Here is a 19890-nt window from a genome sequence, read left to right as displayed (position 1 = left end):
TCAGGCAGACATGCCCAGATCAACCCGCTTCGCGAAGATCATTTCGCTGAGAGAACCTCACTGAACCTCAACAACCAAGATCAGCCGTTGACTGGACAGACCCGCCCCGACTTCGGGAAAGACCATCGAGGGGCTGGCCTTCCGGGTGTTCCCTTGTTCTGGGGCTCCCGTCGGGGGTACAGGTGCGGACGCCGGAGCGGCGGCAACGCGATGGGCGCCCCTTGAGCGAAGATCCCGGCCCGGCGCAAGCGCGGCATGAGCTCAGCACGCCCGCTGAACGAAGCGCGTCCCGGCCCCGGTCAGGGCCGTTCCATGAGCTCAACGGCTGCGCGGATCACCGTGTCAGCGGCGCCCTGGGCGGGCTCGAAGGGTGTGTGCCCCCGCGGCCGCCTTACGCGAGCAGGCCCGCGTCGTGGGCGAGGACCGCGGCCTGGACGCGGTTCGCGCAGCCCGTGCGGGTCAGGATGCGGCTGATGTGGGCCTTCACCGTGCCCGTGCTCAGGTGGAGTTCGGCGGCGATCTCCGCGTTGGACAGGCCCGTGCCGAGCAGCCGCAGGACGTCGCGTTCGGCCGGGGTCAGCTCCTCGGTCCTGCGCAGGGCCGCGTCGGTGTCGCGGCCCGACCGGACGTGGCGCTCCAGCAGTTGACGGGTGATCCGGGGGGCGAGGACCGGCTCGCCCCGCGCGGCGAGCCGCACGGCGCGGATCAGCTCCGTCGGGCCCGTGTCCTTGAGGAGGAACCCGCTCGCCCCGGCCCGCAGGGCGCGCGTCACGCTCTCCTCCTCACCGAACGCCGTCAGCATCACCACCTGGGTGCGGGGCGAGAGGCGGGCGATGTCCCCCGCGGCGGCGATGCCGTCCCTGTGCGGCATCTGGATGTCGAGCAGGGCGACATCGACGCGCTGCTCGCGGCACGCAGAGGTGGCCTCCCTGCCGTCGCCCGCCTCGGCGACTACCTCGACATCGTCGGCGTTCTCCAGGATCAGCCGGATTCCCGCCCGCATCAGCGCCTCGTCGTCGGCCACCAGGACTCGGATCATCGGCTCATCGTAGAGCCGCGTCCGCCACCAGCACGAGGAGGAAGGCGACCGTCGGCAGCACGACGAGCGACGCCAGGCAGCCAGAGCCCAGGACACGCGGCCAGGTCAGGACCTCGTCGGGCTGCGGGGCGCGCGCCCCTCGCGGCTCGGCGCCCTCGGGCCTGGGGAACGTCGGCGCCTCGGGGGCGCCGTTGCCGCGGACGGGCAGCCGGGCGACCACGCGGAAGCCGCCGTCGGCCAGGGCGCCCGCCTCGAACGTGCCGCCGAGCAGCGCGATCCGCTCCTGGCAGCCCGCGAGCCCGCTGCGGCTCCCGCCCTGCGAACGGCCGCCCGCGCGCGGGGCCTCGTTGGTCACGGACACCTCGATCCCGCCGCCCGTCTCCCTGACCGCCACCCTGGTGGGCGCCCCCGCCGCGTGCTTGAGCGCGTTGGTCAGCCCCTCGCGGACCACCCGGTGGATCGCCTGGAGCCCGCGCGGCCCCACGCCGGGTAGGTCGGCGACCGACCAGTCGAGCTCGACCGCGCTGCCCGCCTGCCGCGACGCGTGCACGAGGGCGGCGATGTCCTCGCGCGTTCCCCTCTCGTTCCCCGTGCCGTCGTCCTGGTCCCGCGTGTCCTCGCGGCGCAGGACGCCGAGGATGTCGCGCAGCTCCTCCATAGCCGTGCCCGAGACCGTGCGCAGCAGCTCGGCCTGGCCCGCGAGGGCGGGCGCCTGCCGGGCCGCGGCGAGCTCGAGCGCCCCGGCGTGCACCGAGATCAGGCTCAGCCTGTGGCCGAGGAGGTCGTGCATCTCCCCGGCGATCCTGGTCCGTTCCTCGAGCCTGGCGGCCACTGCGGTCAGCGTGCGGGCCTGCTCCAGATAGGCGTTGCGCTCCCGCAGCAGGCTCACCAGGGGGCGCCGCGTGCCGAGCAGGGTTCCGGCCAGGGTGGGCAGCAGGAGCAGCAGCACCGCGGAGAACGCGTTCCCGGCCAGTTGCAGCACCAGGGGGTCGGGCCGTGCCGGGGCGAGGACGACGGTCAGGACGCCCGTGGCGGCGCAGGCGAGGCCGACCACGCGCCAGGCCCGGCGCGGCGGCGCGATGCGGCGCGTGGCGGAGAGCACGAGCAGGGGCGTCACCGCGAGTGTCCACACGTTGTCGCCCGTGACCAGCACGGATGAGCCCACGACCGCGAGCACGGGGCGGCCGCGCCTCGCGGGCACGAGCAACGTCGCCCACAGCGCCCCGACAACGGCCCACGCCAGCCGGTCGGGAGGCGCGAGCATCAGCGGTAGCGGCCCGAACGCGGCCGTCGCGGAGCACAGCAGCGCCTCGACGACCACGCGCCCTGGCGCCGCCCGCACCGCGCGCCAGGTCTCGGCCGTCTCGCGGCGCGCCCACCGCGGAACGCCGGTCACGGTGTCCCGCAGCCGTGCGGCACGCCGTGGCGCGCTGGGGCGCGACGCCCCCTGCCCCGCCGTGGTCACGCGCCCAGCCGGAGGCTCAGCTCGGCCCGCAGCGCGGCCACGTCCACGCCGTCGGCGGCGAGCAGCGCCGCGACCTCACGGCGGGACCCGGCGTGGTCCTTGGCGTGGTCCTTGGCGTGGTCCTTGGCGTCGGCCCCGCCGTCCGCCTTCGGCTCGTCGAGCAGCGCGGACACCAGGTGCACCGTGCCGACGGTGGGCGAGCCGTGCTCGGCGGCGGCCAGCCGCGCGGCGGCCATGACCCGGTCGCTGGCGGCCGAGTGCGGCGGGGTGTCGTCGGGGAAGGCGGCGGGCGGGTGCGCCATGGCCACGGCGGCCAGCGCGTCGTGCCGCACTCCGTGCCGACGCAGCACGTCTGCGGCGGTGTTGACGGTCGCCAGGCTCTCCGTGAGCGAACGACCGGCGATGAGAAGCGCCCGGTCGAGGGCCAGCGTTCCCAGCAGGAGGTCCACCGGCTCCATCTCGGCACGCCCGCACCGCAACGCCTGCCGCGACGACTCGATCATCACCGCGGTCAGCACGGATGAGCCGTTCACCCCCGACCCCGTGATCCACGACATAAACGCCCGCGTCAGGCGGTTGCCGCTCTTGCCGCCCAGCGTTCCTGCGCTGCGCAGCAGGGCGACGCCGACGGACTCGGGGCCCTCCTTCTCCTCCCTGGCGCTCGCGTCGACGCGGTCGAGCGCGGCCAACGCGGCGCCGGGGTCGAGGCGTTGGAGCGCCAGGGCCTCGGCCGCCCTGCTGCCAGGCAGGTCGAGCAGGGCGCGCGCCACATGCCGCAGGCGCACCGCGACGGTCCCCTCGGCGCGGGCCGACGCCATCGCGCGCAGCAGGCACGCGCGCAGCGCGCCGGTCATCTCCGGCAGCTCGGACGGGTCCTGCCGCGCGGATCGGCGCCCCCTCTGGGCGAAGCCCCACCGCGCCTCGCGCCAGGCGGTGTCCACCTCGCGCCGGTCCGCCTCGCGCACGTCGGCCTCATCGGCGCCGCCCACGCCGCCCACGCCATCCTCGCCGCCCACGCCGCCCACGCCGCCCACGCCGTCCGCGCCGTCCGCCGCCGACGCGTTCGGCTCCCTGTCCTCGCTCACCCATCCGCGGCCCGCGTGGCCGAAGGCCGAGCCGCTGAGGGAGCCCACCTTCCGCATGCCCCCGGCGATCGCCGCGCCGATGTCCGGGTCTTGCAGCACGACGACGCCGAGCAGCGTCTCGGAGCCCACGGCAGGCATCTCGAGCTTGACCGCGCGGCGCAGCGCCTCCATGAGCGCGTCCATGACGTCGTCCTCGAACTCCGTGGTCGTCCCGGCCGCGGGCCTGCCATCGGCGTGGGCTCCGGCCGTCTCTCGCCGCCCCATCAACGTCCCTCTCCCGGTGTGGTGTTGTGTTCGGGGGCAACGTTCGCGCACGCGCCGCGCCACCGCGTCGGCCAACCGGCCACACTCCCCGTCCGATCGGCCCGTCCGATCGGCGCACCGGCCTCCGCCCCGCGACGCCGAACGACAGTAGTGCCGCCCCGTCACCGCGCCGCGGCCGGGGGCCTCATCGGGGGACGCGGGCGTGCGCCATCCGGCCAGTCCTTCGCCCTTTCGGCGCGCCCGTGATGCGGCGGCCCGGAACGCGCATGAGGCTCGGTCATGTCCGCCTCGCGCGGCCCCCCGTACCCCGTAGACGCAATGGAGCTGCACATGAGCAGGAGCTCTGCACGAGCCCTCGGCACGCTCGGCCTCGCCGCCGCGATCGCCCTGACCCCCGCGAGCGCCGCCCTGGCGAGCGCCGCCCTGACCGAGCCCGCCGCCGAGGCGGCGGGCGAGAGCCACACGACCCGCGCCGTGCCCCACCAGACCGACCCATCCGTCGAGACCCAGCTGAAGAGGGTGCGGGCCGCCACGGTCCGCTACCAGGACGTGCGGCTCGCCGAGGCCGACGGCTACACGCTGGGCGAGTCCTGCATCCCGGGGCTCGGCTATCACTTCGTCAGACAGGTGGCCGAGAGCCAGGAGCAGCTGGAGATCACCGAGCCCAACTCCATGCTGTACGTGCCCCAGGAGGACGGCAGCCTGAAGCTCGCCGGGGTGGGCTATGTCTCCAAGCGTGAGGCGTCCCTCTTCGGCGAGGAGCTGTCCCCGCCGAGCATCCTCCCCTACTACACGCTGCACGCGTGGGTCTGGGAGGAGAACCCCGAGGGGGTCTTCGAGCACATCAACCCGAACATCTCCTGCCCTGGCAAGGGCGCGGGCATCCCGGCCCCCGAGGGCGCCTGACACCCGCCCGACCACCCGCCCGACCACCCCGCGGATCCCACCGCGCGCCAACGGCCCCGCCTCGCGGGGCCGTTGCCGTGTCAGTGACGCTGAGCATCTGTCAACTCACCAAATGCTGCGGGTCTATGGACATCAAGTAAACCTTCTCCCATGGCGCTTGCCATTCTGCCCGCGTAGACAGAGGGTGGGTTCGTGTCCATGTCTCTGCAAGTGTCATGGACGCATCACAAGTCCCCCCATACGAAGGAACTCTCTTCATGGCACTGACGCGAAAGCCGAACCGGCTCCGCAGAAGCGCGGGGTTGGCGACCGCCGCCCTCGTGAGCCTCGGCCTCGGCGCGACGCTTCCCGGCGTCGCCCTGGCCGCCGATGCCCCCACAGGGACCATCGCCAACGCCGGCGCCGAGGGCACCATCGCCGGCAGCTACATCGTCACCCTCGACGACAGCCGCCTCTCGGCCAGCGCCGAGACGGCCGCGAGCACGCTGGCCGACGCCCATGGCGCCGAGGTCACCAGCGTGTTCGAGCACGCCATCAACGGCTTCGCCGTCGAGGCGACCGAGCAGGAGGCGCTTGAGCTGGCCGCCGACCCGGCCGTGGCCGAGGTGACGCAGAACCAGGTCTTCCACGCCACCGGCACCCAGACCAACCCGCCGTCCTGGGGCCTCGACAGGCTCGACCAGGCCGCGCTGCCGCTCGACTCGTCCTACACCTACCCGGACAGCGCCGGATCCGGCGTCACGGTGTACATCCTTGACACCGGCGTCCACTACAGCCACGAGGACTTCGGCGGCCGGGCGACGCTCGGCTTCGACGCCTTCGGCGGCGACGGCAGCGACGGCCAGGGCCACGGCACGCACGTCGCGGGCACGGTGGCGGGCAGCGACTACGGCGTGGCGAAGAACGCGAACATCGTCTCGGTCAAGGTCCTCGACGACTCGGGCTCCGGCACCACCGAGTCCGTGGTCAGCGGCATCGACTGGGTCACCGCCAACGCCTCGGGCCCCTCGGTCGCCAACATGAGCCTCGGCGGCGGCGTGGACACCACGCTCGACGCGGCCGTCGAGAACTCGATCGCCGCGGGCGTCACCTACGCAATCGCCGCGGGCAACGACTACGGCGCCGACGCGTCGCAGTTCTCCCCGGCGCGCGTGGAGTCGGCCATCACGGTCGGGTCGAGCGCCGAGACCGACTCGATATCGGACTTCTCCAACGTCGGCTCCGTGGTGGACATCTTCGCGCCCGGCACCGACATCACCTCGGCGTGGAACACCGGTGACACCGCGGAGAACACCATCTCCGGCACCTCGATGGCCACCCCCCACGTGGCGGGCGCGGCGGCGCTCTTCCTGGCCGACAACCCCGGTGCCACCCCGGCCGACGTGGCGTCATCGCTGGTCGGCACGGGCGTCGCCGACGTCCTGACCGGCATTCCTTCGGGCACCACCAACCTCCTGCTGAACACCAGCGGCGAGGGCGGCGGCCCCGGCGAGCCCGAGGAGCCGCCGACCGGTGAGCGGTTCACCAACGAGACCCCGGTCGCCATCGCGGACAACGCGACGGCCGAGTCGGCCATCGAGGTCAGCGGCGTCGGCACCCTGGCCGGTGGGTTCGAGGTCGAGGTCGACATCGCGCACACCTGGGTCGGCGACCTGACGCTCACCCTGGTCGCGCCCGACGGCACCGCCACGGTGCTGCGGGACCAGACCGGCGGCAGCCAGCAGGACCTGGCCGCCACCTTCCCGCTCGACGGCACGGGCCTCGCGGCCGACGGCACCTGGACCCTCCAGGTGACCGACAACGCCACGCTTGACACCGGGACGCTCAACTCCTGGGCGCTCCAGTTCTGATCGCTCGCCAGTGATCACTCGCCAGTGATCGCTGGCCACTGATCGGCCGCAGCCGATCGACGCCCCCTGAAGCAGGGGCCGTCTCCCACCCGGGAGGCGGCCCCTGTCCGGCGTTCACGCGGCGTTTACGCGGGGAGCGGGACGCTCGGGCGGAACGCGCTCGTGGGCGGGCCGGGCACGGGCACGCGCGCGGTGAACAGGGCGCCGTCCTCGGGCGTGGGCGCGTCCAGGCCCGTCGTGGCGCTCGTGATGTGCAGGACGTGGCCGTCGGCGCCGCCGAGGCACACGCTGGTGGGCTGCCGCGCGGGCAGCGGGAGCGCGTGGTCGAGCGTTCCGTCGGGGAGGTAGCGGTGCACGGCGGCGCCGCCCCACAGCGCGACCCACAGGCCGCCCTCGCGGTCCACGGTCATCCCGTCGGGGCCGCCCTCGTCGGCGGGGACGGTCAGAAACGGCTCGGGCACGCCCAGTTCGCCCGAGTCCGGGTCCACGGGGTAGCGGCGGACGAGGCCAGCGGCCGTGTCAGCCAGGTACATCAGGCGTCCGTCGGGCGTGAACGCCGGGCCGCCCGCGACCGTGACGCCGTCGAGCACGCGGTGCACGGTGAGGTCGTGGTCCACGCGGTAGAGCGAGCCCGCGCCCGGCGTTCCGTCGTGCGCCGCGCTGCCCGCCCAGAACCGGCCGCCCGGGTCGGCGACGCCGTCGTTCATGCGGGAGCGCCCCTGGGTGTCCTCCTCGGGGCGGGCCAGCCACGTCGTCGCGCCGCCGGGACCGAGCAGGGCCACGCCGCAGCCCGCCGCGGCGATCCAGCGGCCCCGGTGGCCCGCGACGGGGGCGACGGCGCCGAGCGGCTCGTCGACGCGCAGCAGCTCGGTCAACGGGCCTGGCTCGGCAGGGGCGGTGAGGAGGCGGCCCGCGTCGAGGTCGACCAGGACCAGGCGGTCACCGGTCCAGCGGGAGCCATCGCCGAGTTCGAGGCGGTCGGGGGCGGCGGGGACGGGGTGCTCGGTCATCGGCCGCTCCTGGGGTCGGGCGAGGTCGAAGGCGCGGCCGGACATCGGCTCGGCGCCGACGCCACGGTACGGCTCGGGCCCCGGCCAGCCGCGGAGGTCGCGCCGATGAGCCGGCGGGGGCCAACGAGGACGGCGGGCACGGAGGGCTCGAGCGGTCATGAGCGGGGTACCCCGGCGTCAGCCCTCCGGCATGGCCGACAAACCACCACCCCACGCAGCACCCCACGCAGCACCCCACGCAGCACCCCACGCAGCACCCCACACAGCACCCCACACAGCACCCCACGCAGCACCCCACCCGCGCACAGCCAGAGACACATCAGCGGCTCCACCGCACCGGGAGGCCCGGGAAGCGAGCCCGGCCCACACCCGACCGCCACCGGCCGGTAAGCGGCTGACCCGGCGTCAGCCCTCCGGCATGGCCGATGAGTGGTGGTTCACGATCCGCCACGCGCCGGTGTGGGCGTCGCGCTCGTAGACGAACGTGTAGCGCGCGGGCACCTCGGAGACCTCGCCCGTCTCCGGGTCGGTCAGCGTGAACGTGTAGGCGCCCGAGTCGACCGCGGCGTCGCGGCCGAGCAGTTCGACATAGGACGCGTCGATCTCACCCGAAGGGCGCTGGAGCAGGAAGTGCTCGAAGTAGTCGACGATCCCGGCGCGGTCGGTGCGTATGACGTCGGACAGCGTCGGTTCGAGCACGGCGTCGGCCGCGTAGAGGTCGGCCACGGCCTCGGGGTCCTCGGTGGCGAGCGCGTCGTTCCAGTCGTCGAAGAGGGCCCGGATCTCGGCCTCGGTCGGCCGGTGGTGCCCGGCGGAGCGCTCATCGGGCGCCGCCGCCGAGACGCCGGAGGCGGCTCCGGTCAGCAGGGTGCCCGCCGCGACGACGGCGAGGGCGATACGTGCGGGGCGGGCGCGAAAGGTGATCTGCATGGCGCCAGCGTTGCTCGCGCCCGGTCAAGTCCAGCGCATGAGCGGAACAAGGAACGGCAAAGAAATAACCAGGAGTTGACCCAGGAGTTGATCCGGGAGTGCCCCAGGAGGCGCGCGCCCTCATGCCTCCCCGTGCCGGTAGACGGCGATATGCAGGCCCGCGTCCTCGCGGTACGGGGCGCGGGACCAGTCGGACCACAGGGCCACCCGGTGGAGGCCCGCGGCGGCGTGCTCTCCTGTCTCTTGACGGTCCCCGGCATGCCTCGGCCGGGGGGCGGTGGGGGTGGGATCAGGAACCGCGCGGCCGTGCCGCCCTCCTCGTGCGGCGCACACCGTTCGACGTGGCGGGCGAGATACGCGTAGGTCGGGTGCCCGGCGATCCGCCCCACCTCGTCGGCGTCCGCCGCGAAGGCGGTGAGCATGAGCTGGCTGGCGTCGAACAGCGCCTTGGAGGCGCGGCGAAGAACCCCTCGCGTGAACGGGCCACGCTCGCCCGGAAGTCGGCGCCCCCGCTCTTGGTCGCGTCCAGCGCGGAGAGCCGCTCGACCGGCCTGGCCGCCGCCCTGGCCGCCGCCCTGGCCGCGGCGCAGTGGGCGACGAGCGCGCCGCGAGCCCACGGCGAGCGCGCGGGGCGAGAACGCGTCAGGGCGCGGGCAGGTGAACGGTGTCGGTCGCCCCTTCGGGCCAGGTCAGCACCGCCGTGCCAGGGTCGGGGCCCTCGGCGAGCGACGGCAGCCACCCCGGGTCGACGGGCCCCGCGCCCAGCACCACCGCGGCGGCGTGCAGCGCCCCGTACCGCACCTCGTCGGCGCCCGTGGTCAGCAGCGGGGTGGCGGACTCGGGCCCCAGCGCGTTGCTCCCGGACGCCGTGGCGACATCGGCGTGCGGCAGGCCGCGCAGCGCGACCACCGCGGAGACCAGTCCCCCCGCGGCGGCGAACGACGCGGCCGCGCCGGGGCCCTGGGACACCGCGGCCTCGCCGGGCCCTGTGAGCGGCCAGCCGCCGAACCGCAGCGTGAACGGGCCGCGTTCGAGGTCGCCCTCCCCCGGGTCGACGCGGGCGAGCCGCACCTCGACGGGCCCGCGGACCACGGAGGCCACGGTGATCCAGGGCCCGGTGCGCTGCTCGATGTCGGGCCCGCCGAACGGGTCCCACGTCGCGTCGGCGGGCCAGTGCGCCCGGCTGCGCGAGACGCCGGTGCGCCCGGCCACCTCGATCCTGGTGAGCGGGCGGCGGTGGGCGGCGCGGCCCTGGGCGTTCACCAGCGTGACCGTGGAGTCGAGCGGCCCAGGGGCGGGGTCGGCGGGCATCTCGGGCGCGGCGTGCGTCGCGTAGGCGAGGCGGGCGTAGACCGGGTCGTCGGCGATCAGCCTGGCCGGGTCGGCGTGGTCGCTTCCGTGGTTGACGACGCGGACCACGCCGTCGGCGCGCGTGCCGGAGACGAGCCACCCTGGCGCGTTCAACGGGCGGACGTAATCGGCCTGTTCGACGGGCAGCGGCACCTCGGGCGCGGTCCACACGGGGTGGTCTGGCGGCAGCAGCAGCCCGGCGAAGCCCTTGGACGCCCAGTAGGGCGACGCGGGCCCCGAGTAGAGCTGGCGGATGCGCGGGAACGCGCGGTGCCAGCCGAGCGACAGCAGCCCGTCGTCGCCGACCGCGCCGTTGTCGAGGAAGTGGCGCAGCGTGAGCCCCGCCAGCCTGCGGGTCTGCCCCGGCGGCAGCGGCGTCGCGTCGAACAGCGCGCCCGCCCACACGGGTGCGAGCGCCGCGAACCGGTAGGTGAGTGAACGGCCCTGGATCAAAGGGGAGCCATGGCCGCCCGTGAGGTGGCGGTGGTCGTCGAGGTAGCGGGTGAGCCGCGCGCGGTACCGCTCGGCCAGGCCATCGGGCGCCACGTCGCCGACGGTGTCACCGAGGACGCGGCAAAACCACAGCGGGTAGAAGTGCATCGCCCAGCCGTTGTAGTGGTCGTAGTTGCGGTGGGCCCCGCCCGCCAGGCCGTCGGAGTACCAGCCGTCGCCCGCGTACCACAGGTCGGTCAGCTCGATCGCGCGGTCGAGGTCGGCCTGGTCCCAGCGGCCCCCCGCGGTACGGGCGAACGCCTCGGTGATCCCCTGGAACCAGACCCAGTTGTTGCCCGGCGTGTCCGTGCCGACCATGCGACCCAGCCAGGTGAGAACGCGTCCCCGCACGCGGTCGTCCAGCCGGTCCCAGATCCAGGGGCGCGTCTCGTGCAGGGCGATCGCGATCGAGGCGGCCTCCACCTTGGCCTGGTTGACCTCGGCGAACGTGGGCCAGCGCTCGGGGCTCCCGGGGTCGGTGCCCGCGGCCAGACCCTCGGCGTACCACTCGGCGATGTGGTACGGGTCATCGCCGCCCGCGCCGCCGAGCCTGAAGCCCGCGAGCAGGAACGTTCTGGCGAAGCCCTCGAGGCCGTCGCTCCACCGGCCGCTCGCGCTGGCCGGGCCGGGGAGGTGGATCAGGCCATGGCGCTCGGTGCCGTGGGCGCGGGCCGCGAGCAGCAGCCGGTCGGCCGTCGCGGCCCAGAACGCGCGGTCGGGGGCGGTGGGTCGGGGGGACGGTGCGGGTGTGGTCACGTCAAGCTCTCCCACGTTCCTCGGGTGCGGAGCGGATCGGGGCGCCCCTCGGGCATCCTTCCGCCCCACGGCGGCAGCGAACCGCTATCCCGCGACCCCGCTATCCCGCGACCCCGTGCGCGACGGCCGCGCCCCTTCGAGGCCCCGACCCCGCGCCTCAGGCCCGCGCGCCGAGCACGGCCTCGATCTCGGCCAGCTCCTCGTCCTCGAAGCCGAGGTTGGCGACGGCCCCGACGTTGTCCTCGAGCTGGCGGACGCTGCTCGCGCCGATCAGCGCCGAGGTGACCCGGCCCCCGCGCAGCACCCACGCCAGGGCCAGCTGTGCGAGCGTCTGGCCGCGCCGCTCGGCGATCCGGTCGAGCGCCCGCGCGGTCTCCACGGCGTCGGCGACGCGGTCCTCGGTGAGGAACGGGCTGGCCCCCGCGGCCCGCGAGCCCCGCGGAACGCCGTTGAGATAGCGGTCGGTCAGCAGCCCCTGCGCCAGCGGCGAGAACGCGATCGAGCCCGCGCCCACGTCGTCGAGGGCGTCGAGCAGGCCGTCCTCGACCCACCGGTTGACCATCGAGTAGGACGGCTGGTGGATCAGCAGCGGCGTGCCGAGCTCCCGCAGGATCCGCGCGGCCTCGCGGGTCTGCTCGGCCGTGTAGTTGGAGATGCCCGCGTAGAGCGCCTTCCCCTGGCGCACGGCCGTGTCGAGCGCGCCCATGGTCTCCTCCAGGGGCGTGTCCGTGTCGGGGCGGTGCGAGTAGAAGATGTCGACGTAGTCGAGGCCCATGCGGCCCAGGCTCTGGTCGAGGCTGGCCAGCAGGTACTTCCGCGAGCCGAACTCCCCGTAGGGGCCGGGCCACATGAGGTAGCCCGCCTTGGTGGAGATGATCAGCTCGTCGCGGTAGGGGCGGAAGTCCGCGGCGAAGATCTGCCCGAAGTTACGCTCGGCGGCGCCCGGCTCGGGGCCGTAGTTGTTGGCGAGGTCGAAGTGGGTCACCCCGAGGTCGAACGCGCGCCGCAGGATGGCCCGCTGGCCGTCCAGCGGGTGGGCGTCCCCGAAGTTGTGCCACAGGCCGAGCGAGATGGCGGGCAGCCGAAGGCCCGACCTGCCGCTGCGCCGGTAGGGCATGGGGCCATAGCGCCCTTCGGAGGCGACGTATGCCACGGTTCTCCCTCGTCTCCCTCGTCCCGCGCGTCGTTCTGAGCGAACCGCCGCATCCTGACACACCCCTTGCAACGTCACAACCCGGACTTCGGGGTCGGCGCCCCGCGCCCTGCCTCGGGAAACGCGAACGGGCCGCCCCCCGTCCCGTGATAGGCTGCTTCAGCGACATCGGCCCGGTTCAGGGCGTCGCACAAGCCAGGTCCTGTGGAGCAGTTTGGAGTGCTCGCCACCCTGTCAAGGTGGAGGCCGCGGGTTCAAATCCCGTCAGGACCGCTCTGGCTGGGTAGCTCAGTTGGTACGAGCGTCCGCCTGAAAAGCGGAAGGTCGCCGGTTCGACCCCGGCCCCAGCCACCTTCATTCTGACCAGCACATACGGGCCCCAGCGGAGATCATCCGCCAGGGCCCGTTTCGTGTGTCTACGCCAACCGGTACGCCAACCGGGTCCCCCGATCACCTTGCCACCCGACAGGCCCGCCTCTGGGCACGGTGCTGCTCTTCCAGGCAGCACGTCCAGCCAAGTGCGTTCGTCGCCCGGCGGGCTACGGCCTCACGCAGCGATGGGCGGACGCTCGCACTCACCGGGTGCCCTATGAGCCAAGTCCCGCCGCTGATGCGTCCGAGCGGTCCCCCTCGGCTGTCAGTCGCCTGTTGTACGCTGAGCCACTGCTGCAAAAGACGGGCAGATGCGGTCGGTTCATATGTAACTGCGCATGACACATCGCCCATCAGGATATGTCTGGAGGCCACGTGCGCCCGGTCAAGATTGTGGACTTGTTCGCCGGCCCTGGCGGTCTCGACGTGGCAGCGGAAAAACTCGGGATCCCGACAGTGGGTATCGAATGGGACGAGTCGGCGTGCGCAACGCGTAATGCAGCAGGATTGACCACCGTGCACGGCGACGTTCGTTCGTATGGACCTGCAAATTTCCGTGAGGCGGATGTCCTGGCAGGCGGCCCTCCATGCCAGACCTTCACCGTTGCCGGGACAGGTGTAGGACGCAGAGCGCTCGACGATGTGTTGCGCTTCGTCAAACGTATGGTTGCTCGCGAGGATCGCGAACAGATCAAAAATGATTTGGGCAACCTGAAAGACGAGCGGACTGGCCTCGTCCTTGAACCACTTCGGTGGGCCTTGGAGGCCATCGACGAACGTCGCACACCCTATCGCGCCATTGTTCTCGAACAGGTTCCAGCAGTTCTCCCAGTCTGGGAAGCCTACGCTGAAGCCCTCCGAAGTGAAGGTTACTCAGTGGACTGCGGAATCCTCCAAACTGAAGCTTTCGGCGTTCCACAAACCCGTAGAAGAGCCACTCTCGTGGCCCGACTCGGCGACGAGAAGGTTGCGCTGCCCTCGCCGACGCATCGAATCTACCGTAAGGGTGTACCACGCGAGTCAGGAGACCCTAGCCTGGCTCCATGGCGCACCATGGCCGACGTCATCAACCGCCCGTCGCCATTCATCGTCATCTCGAATTACGGAACTGGCGGTGACCCCAAAGCCCGAGGACGCAGAAAGTCGTCGGAACCCTCCGCAACGGTGACAGGTAAGATCTCCAGAAATCGCATCGTGGCGATGGACCACAGCGAGCTTCCCAGGTTCTCTCTCTCGGAAGCCGGGCGTCTACAGACATTTCCGATTGACTACCCATGGTCCGGCCGCGATGTAGGACAGCAGATCGGCAACGCCGTACCACCTCGCCTGGCCATGCACGTTCTGTGCGCGGCTTTCGACTGGGATCCCCCCTCCGAGGCAGCTCTGCAGAGTCTCGACCACTGGCAGTCTCGATCAGGACACGAGTCGGCCGGCCGCGACGGCCGTGACGAGTCAGCAATCGAAGAAGCGGCCTGCGTTTGAATCTCGAACGTCCACGCCCCGTGGTGGTCGGACGCCACCGACACGTCGGGCGCGCAAGCGCGAGAGGCGTGACAGAAGAGTGATGCAGCACGTGGGCTGCCCCCATGCGCCACCGCCCCGACCGTTCGATCCTTCGTAACCGGGTGACTTCTCTCCTTAGGACGACCGATGACAGGTGACGAGTTCCTCTTCGAAATTCCCAATAACGCCGAATCGTCGACCTCATACGCAGGCGACCCCGAGGTGTCTGCCGTCCTCGACTGGTTTCGCTCCCAAAGGAGGATGGAGGCCCGTTTCGGGCAGGTCTTCCGCAAGTCCATTGATGAGGTGCTCGATGGACAGAGGACGGGGCGTTATGACCTTAACGTGAAGCAGGGCCCGCGCCGGGTCGAGAAGACCGAGAAAACATATCTGGGCACGAAGGTCGAGATCGTCACTCGGGCTGAATTCGAGCTGGAGTATGGATTCCCCATGGACTACAAGGTGGCGGGACATCCAGTCGACGCGAAATTCTCAATAATCGGCCAGTGGGAGATCCCCAAAGAGGCTGTTGGCCACATATGCCTACTCATGACCGCTAATGATGTCAAGGGGTCATTCCGAGTAGGCATCCTGCGTACCACACTGGACGTTCTATCGACTTCCCAGAACGGCGACGGGAAACGGAAGATCACCGCACAAGGGAAGCAAAAGATCTCCTGGCTCGTACCCGACGGAAAGCTCCCTGCAAACTTCCTCCTCCAGCTCGATAACGAAAACCCGAACCTGCTGAGCGGCGTCTTCGAGAAACAAGGCAGCGGACAACTGCGAGTGGATGATTTTTTTCGCAAGGTACAAGGGCGCCTCGTAGACCGCACCACCGTGGTCACAGTCGCGATGCAAAAAGATGGACCGAAGCGAGTACGTGACGCGCGACTAAGCCTCAGAGACGAAGGAATTGTCATCCTCGGCTACCGAAAGCCGTCCCCCCGAATCGCATCCGATCTAGGGCTCCCGATTCCGAAACAAGGTTTTTGGGTGTCCACCCGATTGACTGAGCTTTCCGACGACGACCCCAGACCGGCGGCACTCATCAACGGCAAGAGGTGGGGAATCTGGCATGTAGGAGACGCCCACGTGGCAGCGCCGGCCGTCAACACGGATGTGGATGACTGAGCGGCCGCAGTTGTCGTACCGGCCTGCCCCGGCGAAGGCTCCAGTGAAGCGGAGGGGGACCTTGGTATTCCCAGCCACGGCCTCCCCTCCCCGGAGCGGTGGACCGTGCTCAGCTCAGGCGGTCCCCCAACTTGTCCAAGCCCTTCCGCATCTCGTCCAGCGACGCATGGGCGTAGACCTTCATCGTCACCTCGATGCCGCTGTGTCCGGCGATCTGCTGGACGACGTGCGGCGGGACGCCGAGATCAAGCAGCAGCGTCACGCAGGAGTGGCGCAGATCATGGAAGCGGAGTTCGACCCCCAGCCGCTTCCGGAGCGGGTACCAGCTCCGCCGGAGGTTGTCCGGCTCCAGCGCGGTGCCCACCCGGGAGGTGAAGACCAGCCCGGTTTCCGTCCACGTGTCGCCGGCCGCCGCCCGCTCCTGCGCCTGCCGCTCCCGGTGCTGCTCCAGCGCCTTCACCACGACCGGCGGCAACGGCACGGTCCGGACCGATGACCGCGTCTTGGGCCGGACCAGGGTCAGCGCCCCGTTGACCCGTTGCAGCGCCCTCTCCACGATCAGTGAGCCACGGTCCAGGTCGATGGACTCCCAGCCCAGTCCCAGCAGCTCCCCGCGCCGCATCCCCATGACGAGCGCCAGCACGTACAGCGCGTGCAGCCGGTCCTTCTCAGCCTCCTTCAGCAGTAGGCGCGCCTGCCGGAGGCTGAGCCCCTTGCCAGTGTCGTAGGTGGGCGTCGGCACCTGGACGAGCTGGGCCACGTTGCGCGTGATCAGCTCCTCCCGAACGGCGTTCTGGAGCGCGTTCCGCAGCACGGCGTGAATCGACTGGACCATGCGGCGGGACAGCAGCGACCGGCAGCACTCCCCGGCCGCGCAGCACCGCTTGCGGTCGATGTCCAGCCCGTGCTTGCAGCACTGGCACTCGGCGGCCACCTGAGCGAGCCAGGTCCGCACCTCGGCGGCGCGGAGCGTGCGGATCTTCTTCCGCCCCAGCCCCGGAACGAGGTGGACCCGGGCAACGCTCTCGTACCCCTGGTAGGTCTTCGGCCGGCGGTTCACCTTGACCACCCGGGCGAGCCAGTAGGTCAGGTAGTCGTCCAGCTTCATGTTGGTGTCCGGCTGGGGTACGCCCTTCGCCTCCTGCGCTTGCAGCTCGGTGACCTTCTCGCGGATCTCGTCGCGGGTCTTGCCGTAGACCGAGACCCGCTTGCGGACACCGCTGGTGGTGGTCACGTAGACACGGCCGTGATAGGTCCCGTCCTTGCGGCGGGTGATGCTGCCTTCTCCGTTGGCGCGCTTGGCCATCAGGCGGCTTCTCCCATCTGGTTGTCGATGTACTGGCGGAGTGCTTCGGTGGGGATCCGGCGGGCGCGGCCGGCGGTGAAGCTCTTGAGCTGGCCGGTGCGGAGCAGGTCGTAGACCTTGGACCGGCTGAGGCGAAGGGCGGTCATGACTTCGGGAACGGTGAGGGCGGCGGGGGGCGGCGGGGGCGTAGCGGTGCGCACGGCGAACCTCCGGGGGCGGCCGGGGGGCTCTGGGCCCTTCTGAGAAGTCCGCTACATCCGCTACAGCGCTACATCGCAGGTCAGCGGGCGGATTTTTGTAGCGGAGGGTTCGCGTGTAGCGGCTACGCACGCTGCGGCGGGGCGTGTGCGTAGCCGCTACACGCCTCGGTGCCGCTACTGATTCAGCGGCTCTGAGCTGGGCGGTAGCGGCGTAGCGGATGTAGCGGCCTGGGGAGGGGGGCAGTAGCGGGCCCACGCGTCGTCCAGGTCGGTGGCGACGAATCCCTTGAGGACTCCGCCGGCGGTGCGGATGTTGCGGGAACGGATCGGCTCGTTGTCGGCCGTCATGTACTCGCCGAGCATCCGGGACAGCCGCCGGTTGTCCAGCGGCTTACCGTCCAGGTCCGCCCACGGGGCGTCGTCCAGGGCGTTGAGCCGGTCCAGGATGGCGATGGTCGGAAGACGGTCGATGCCGATCAGCACGTGATCCCGCAGGTCGGTGAGCAGGCGAATGCCCAGACTGTGCTTGTCGGTGTACTGCGACGCCTTCACCAGCGCCACGCACGCCTCACGGGCCCGGCGGGGCCAGTCGCCCCCGACGGCGTCAGCGACGGCGAGCAGCGGTTCCCACACGTCCGCCGGCCGGTCGGTGACGCCGTCGGGCATCTCCGGCCAGGCACCCATCACACGGGCGCGCGCGTGCTCCGCCCACTGTGCGAGCCGGGCCCGAAGCTTGTGCCCCTCAGCCTCGTGGATGCGGGCCCGGAACGGTTCCACCGTCTCGTTGCGCGCCCGCCGGCGCATGCGGATGACGACGGAGCGGGTCAGGATCGTGTCTGGCAGGGAGCCCAGTCCGGCAACAGCCACCGCGCAGTAGGAGGGGAACGCCTGGACGGTCTGGTTACCGCCGTCCCCGATGCACCGGTAAGTGACCCCGGTACGGCGGTGTCCGGCATTGAGGAACCCCCTCAGCTCCTCGTTGTCTCCCGCCTTGGGCCCGAAGATCGTGTCGATCTCATCGAAAAGGATCGTCGGCCGGCCGTCTGCTCCCGACACCGCCCGGAACAGGGCGGCGGCGGAAGCGCTGACGGCGGTCATCGGGTGGGGAACCAGGGTCTCCACGATCTCCAGCGCGCGGGACTTCCCCGACCCCGGTTCGGGAGAGAGGAACGCGAGACGGGGGGTGGAGTCGAAGCAGTCCAGCAGGTGCGCGTGCGCGTCCCACAGAGTCACCGCGACGTAGGCGGCTTCGTGCGGGAAGACGTTGAAGCGGCGGTGGAAGGCTTCCACCTCAGCGAGCAGCGCTGCTCCGTCGATGCTGAGGGTCATGCGGCGACCCTTCCTTCCTGGGAGCTGTGGAGGGTGCAGGTGTCGCGGTGGGCGGTGTGGGCGGCCACGAGGGCGGCGACGCGCTTGCGGCCGATGGCACGTTCGTCCCGGCCGCACTGGCACCACGAGTGGGCGGTGGGGACGACTTGCCAGTCCGGTGGGGCGTAGACGTGGAGGCAGGCCACGGGGCGGCGGCCGTCGCCTCGGTGCAGGTCAGAGCCAGAAGGGGACGGCCTTCGGCCGACGACCTTTCGGGCGCCGCCGGTCGCGGGGGCGAGGGCCGGTTCGGCGGCGGGTGGCCCGTCGGGGGTGCCGGTGAGGCTCTTCAGGGGGGAGCGGCGGGCGGTGGTCATGCCGCCAGCCGGGTGCTGTTGCGGGCGATGGACCAGTCAAGGCCGCTGCGCACCGTGGAGCGGCACTGGCGCTCCGGCAGTCCGCAGGTCGCCCCCGCCGCCTGAAGAGCCTCCTCCACCACGGCGCGGGGGAGGTCGCCCCAGGCGATGAACCGCCCGAGTGCTCGCGCCGCCCGGAGAAGCGTGGTGTCCCGCTGCCCCTCGTGCGCGTCCCGCACGGCGGCGGTTTCGGCCTCCAACGCGGCTGAGGCGTAGCGAGAGGCCCGGTGCGCGGACGGCATGGAGATGAGCCCCCGCGATACCTGACGGGCCGTCAGGCAGGCGTACAGCCATTCCGGGAGCGGGGCGGCCGGGAGGTCGTCCACCACGGCGTAGGCCCCGGCGGGGGTGGTGCTGCCGGGGGCGACGACGTACCCGCCCCATGCCCGGGTGTCGACCAGCGGCCCGAGCCTGCTGGCGCTGTTGGTCATCCGGGCCCCGGCCGGAGCGGTGAAGTACAGGTGGAACCCGCCGCTCGCGGTCCGGATGCGGCGGGTGGCGGGGACGGCCTGTCCGGCGCGCTCGTAGAGCGCTTCGAAGGTCGTCACGCCGCCAGGCGTGTCCTTCTCGTCCTTGTTCTTGGGCCGGTCGAGATCGACGACGAGCAGCCCGGCCGGGCCCGTCGCGATGCCGATGTTGTAGGGGCGGGCGGTCCACGCGGCCCGGATCAGGGCGGGGTCGGTGGTGGCGCGCTGCTCCCACTTCACGTGTCCGCCCGAGCAGCGACCGGTACGCGGGCAGCGGTGCTCGGGGTGGCCGGCGGGCCGCTTGTCCCCCGGCCGCAGCGGGAAGACGGGCCAGCCGCGGGCGGCGGCGGCGAGTGCTGCGCGCAGCAGCACGGACCGTGCGTCATGCGTCATGCTGGATATCTCCAGTTCCTTGATGGAGTGCTGGTGACCGGAGCGGGCCGCGTGTCTTTGGCGAGATCGGGCGGCCCGCTCCGGCGTGTTCAGCCGTGGAAGTGGTTGCGCTTGAAGACGGCCTTGCGGATGTTGACCGTGGTCCCGCCGCCGTCCCGGCTGCCGCCGAGAACCTGGGCGGCGATGAAGCCGCCGAAGATGACGGCGGCGAGGATGACGAGCTGGGTGACGAACGCGGTGAGCGCGGCGACGAACGTGGTGAGCAGGAACAGCCCGCCGCACACGCCGGCGAACCCGACACCGCTCAGCGCGACGTTCGCGGCGGTGCGGGAGACGACCGGCCGCCCCTCAGCTGGCGCCGGGGCGGGGGTGAGGGTGTAGCCGGTGACGATGCGGCCGTCGGGGAGCTGCACGGTGTGCACGGTCGGCAGTGCCCCGGGGTTGTCTGTAAGCACTTCTGTGGGCTCCACCGTGGCAACGTGAAGTGGCCCCAC

General features: G+C 71.7%; 17 protein-coding genes and 2 tRNA genes. 6 read left to right on the top strand and 13 right to left on the bottom strand.

Annotated elements, in window-relative coordinates; translation table 11 throughout:
* Positions 1-391: 391 nt before the first annotated feature.
* The 3 genes from DEH69_RS26475 to DEH69_RS26465 are packed head-to-tail and all read right to left on the bottom strand — an operon-like array spanning position 392 to position 3853.
* Positions 392-1039 carry a response regulator transcription factor gene (locus tag DEH69_RS26475; RefSeq protein ID WP_113689512.1) on the bottom strand — a complete coding sequence of 216 codons (648 nt, stop codon included), beginning with the start codon at positions 1037-1039 and terminating at the stop codon, positions 392-394.
* Positions 1040-1043: 4 nt separating this feature from the next.
* On the bottom strand, positions 1044-2504 hold the full coding sequence (locus DEH69_RS26470; RefSeq protein ID WP_258534977.1) for a histidine kinase: 1461 nt from the start codon (positions 2502-2504) through the stop codon (positions 1044-1046).
* Positions 2501-3853 carry a Clp protease N-terminal domain-containing protein gene (locus DEH69_RS26465; protein ID WP_113689511.1) on the bottom strand — a complete coding sequence of 451 codons (1353 nt, stop codon included), beginning with the start codon at positions 3851-3853 and terminating at the stop codon, positions 2501-2503. The genes DEH69_RS26470 and DEH69_RS26465 overlap by 4 nt, the downstream gene beginning before the upstream one ends.
* A 330-nt stretch (positions 3854-4183) precedes the next feature.
* Here DEH69_RS26465 and DEH69_RS26460 point away from each other — a divergent pair, with 330 nt between their 5' ends.
* A complete protein-coding gene (locus tag DEH69_RS26460; protein ID WP_113689510.1) occupies positions 4184-4759 on the top strand; it encodes a hypothetical protein in 576 nt (191 codons plus the stop codon).
* 257 nt (positions 4760-5016) lie between these two features.
* Complete coding sequence (locus tag DEH69_RS26455) at positions 5017-6609, top strand: S8 family peptidase (protein ID WP_113689509.1); 1593 nt, start codon at positions 5017-5019, stop codon at positions 6607-6609.
* Positions 6610-6734: 125 nt separating this feature from the next.
* On the opposite strand, the gene DEH69_RS26450 is transcribed toward DEH69_RS26455, so the two are convergent.
* From DEH69_RS26450 to mgrA, 4 genes are all read right to left on the bottom strand, one after another.
* Positions 6735-7619 carry an SMP-30/gluconolactonase/LRE family protein gene (locus DEH69_RS26450; protein ID WP_113689508.1) on the bottom strand — a complete coding sequence of 295 codons (885 nt, stop codon included), beginning with the start codon at positions 7617-7619 and terminating at the stop codon, positions 6735-6737.
* 405 nt (positions 7620-8024) lie between these two features.
* Complete coding sequence (locus DEH69_RS26440; RefSeq protein WP_113689507.1) at positions 8025-8549, bottom strand: SgcJ/EcaC family oxidoreductase; 525 nt, start codon at positions 8547-8549, stop codon at positions 8025-8027.
* A 642-nt stretch (positions 8550-9191) separates the two neighbouring features.
* On the bottom strand, positions 9192-11147 hold the full coding sequence (locus DEH69_RS26435; RefSeq protein ID WP_181727614.1) for a DUF2264 domain-containing protein: 1956 nt from the start codon (positions 11145-11147) through the stop codon (positions 9192-9194).
* A 157-nt stretch (positions 11148-11304) separates the two neighbouring features.
* Complete coding sequence (gene mgrA, locus DEH69_RS26430; RefSeq protein ID WP_113689505.1) at positions 11305-12300, bottom strand: L-glyceraldehyde 3-phosphate reductase; 996 nt, start codon at positions 12298-12300, stop codon at positions 11305-11307.
* Between the two features lie 198 nt (positions 12301-12498).
* On the opposite strand from mgrA, the gene DEH69_RS26425 reads away from it, so the two are divergent.
* From DEH69_RS26425 to DEH69_RS26410, 4 genes are all read left to right on the top strand, one after another.
* Positions 12499-12573: transfer RNA gene (locus DEH69_RS26425), tRNA-Asp, on the top strand.
* Positions 12574-12577: 4 nt separating this feature from the next.
* Positions 12578-12651, top strand: a tRNA-Phe gene (locus tag DEH69_RS26420).
* Positions 12652-13047: 396 nt separating this feature from the next.
* Positions 13048-14154 (top strand): DNA cytosine methyltransferase, encoded by a 1107-nt coding sequence (locus DEH69_RS26415; RefSeq protein WP_113689504.1) that lies wholly within the window; start codon positions 13048-13050, stop codon positions 14152-14154.
* A 168-nt stretch (positions 14155-14322) separates the two neighbouring features.
* Complete coding sequence (locus tag DEH69_RS26410; protein WP_113689503.1) at positions 14323-15309, top strand: NaeI family type II restriction endonuclease; 987 nt, start codon at positions 14323-14325, stop codon at positions 15307-15309.
* A 109-nt stretch (positions 15310-15418) separates the two neighbouring features.
* Here DEH69_RS26410 and xerC read toward each other — a convergent pair whose 3' ends face one another.
* The 6 genes from xerC to DEH69_RS26380 all read right to left on the bottom strand — a co-directional run bounded on the left by xerC (position 15419) and on the right by DEH69_RS26380 (position 19866).
* On the bottom strand, positions 15419-16615 hold the full coding sequence (gene xerC, locus DEH69_RS26405; RefSeq protein ID WP_113689502.1) for a tyrosine recombinase XerC: 1197 nt from the start codon (positions 16613-16615) through the stop codon (positions 15419-15421).
* Complete coding sequence (locus DEH69_RS26400) at positions 16615-16815, bottom strand: helix-turn-helix domain-containing protein (protein WP_113689501.1); 201 nt, start codon at positions 16813-16815, stop codon at positions 16615-16617. The genes xerC and DEH69_RS26400 overlap by 1 nt, the downstream gene beginning before the upstream one ends.
* 174 nt (positions 16816-16989) lie before the next feature.
* The gene (locus DEH69_RS26395) at positions 16990-18144 is read right to left on the bottom strand and encodes a DUF3631 domain-containing protein (RefSeq protein WP_113689500.1); all 1155 of its coding nucleotides are present in this window, start codon (positions 18142-18144) and stop codon (positions 16990-16992) included.
* Positions 18141-18497, bottom strand: a complete 357-nt coding sequence (locus DEH69_RS33155; protein ID WP_258534976.1) for a hypothetical protein — start codon at positions 18495-18497, stop codon at positions 18141-18143. Before DEH69_RS33155 ends, DEH69_RS26395 begins: the two co-directional genes overlap by 4 nt.
* A complete protein-coding gene (locus DEH69_RS26385; protein WP_113689499.1) occupies positions 18494-19396 on the bottom strand; it encodes a bifunctional DNA primase/polymerase in 903 nt (300 codons plus the stop codon). The genes DEH69_RS33155 and DEH69_RS26385 overlap by 4 nt, the downstream gene beginning before the upstream one ends.
* 89 nt (positions 19397-19485) lie before the next feature.
* A complete protein-coding gene (locus DEH69_RS26380) occupies positions 19486-19866 on the bottom strand; it encodes a hypothetical protein (RefSeq protein ID WP_258534975.1) in 381 nt (126 codons plus the stop codon).
* Between the last annotated feature and the right edge of the window lie 24 nt (positions 19867-19890).

The sequence above is a fragment of the Streptomyces sp. PT12 genome (assembly GCF_003311645.1).
Lineage (GTDB): Bacteria > Actinomycetota > Actinomycetes > Streptomycetales > Streptomycetaceae > Streptomyces.
Note: the sequence above shows the minus strand (reverse complement) of the source record. Positions and strands in the feature narration are given on the sequence as shown.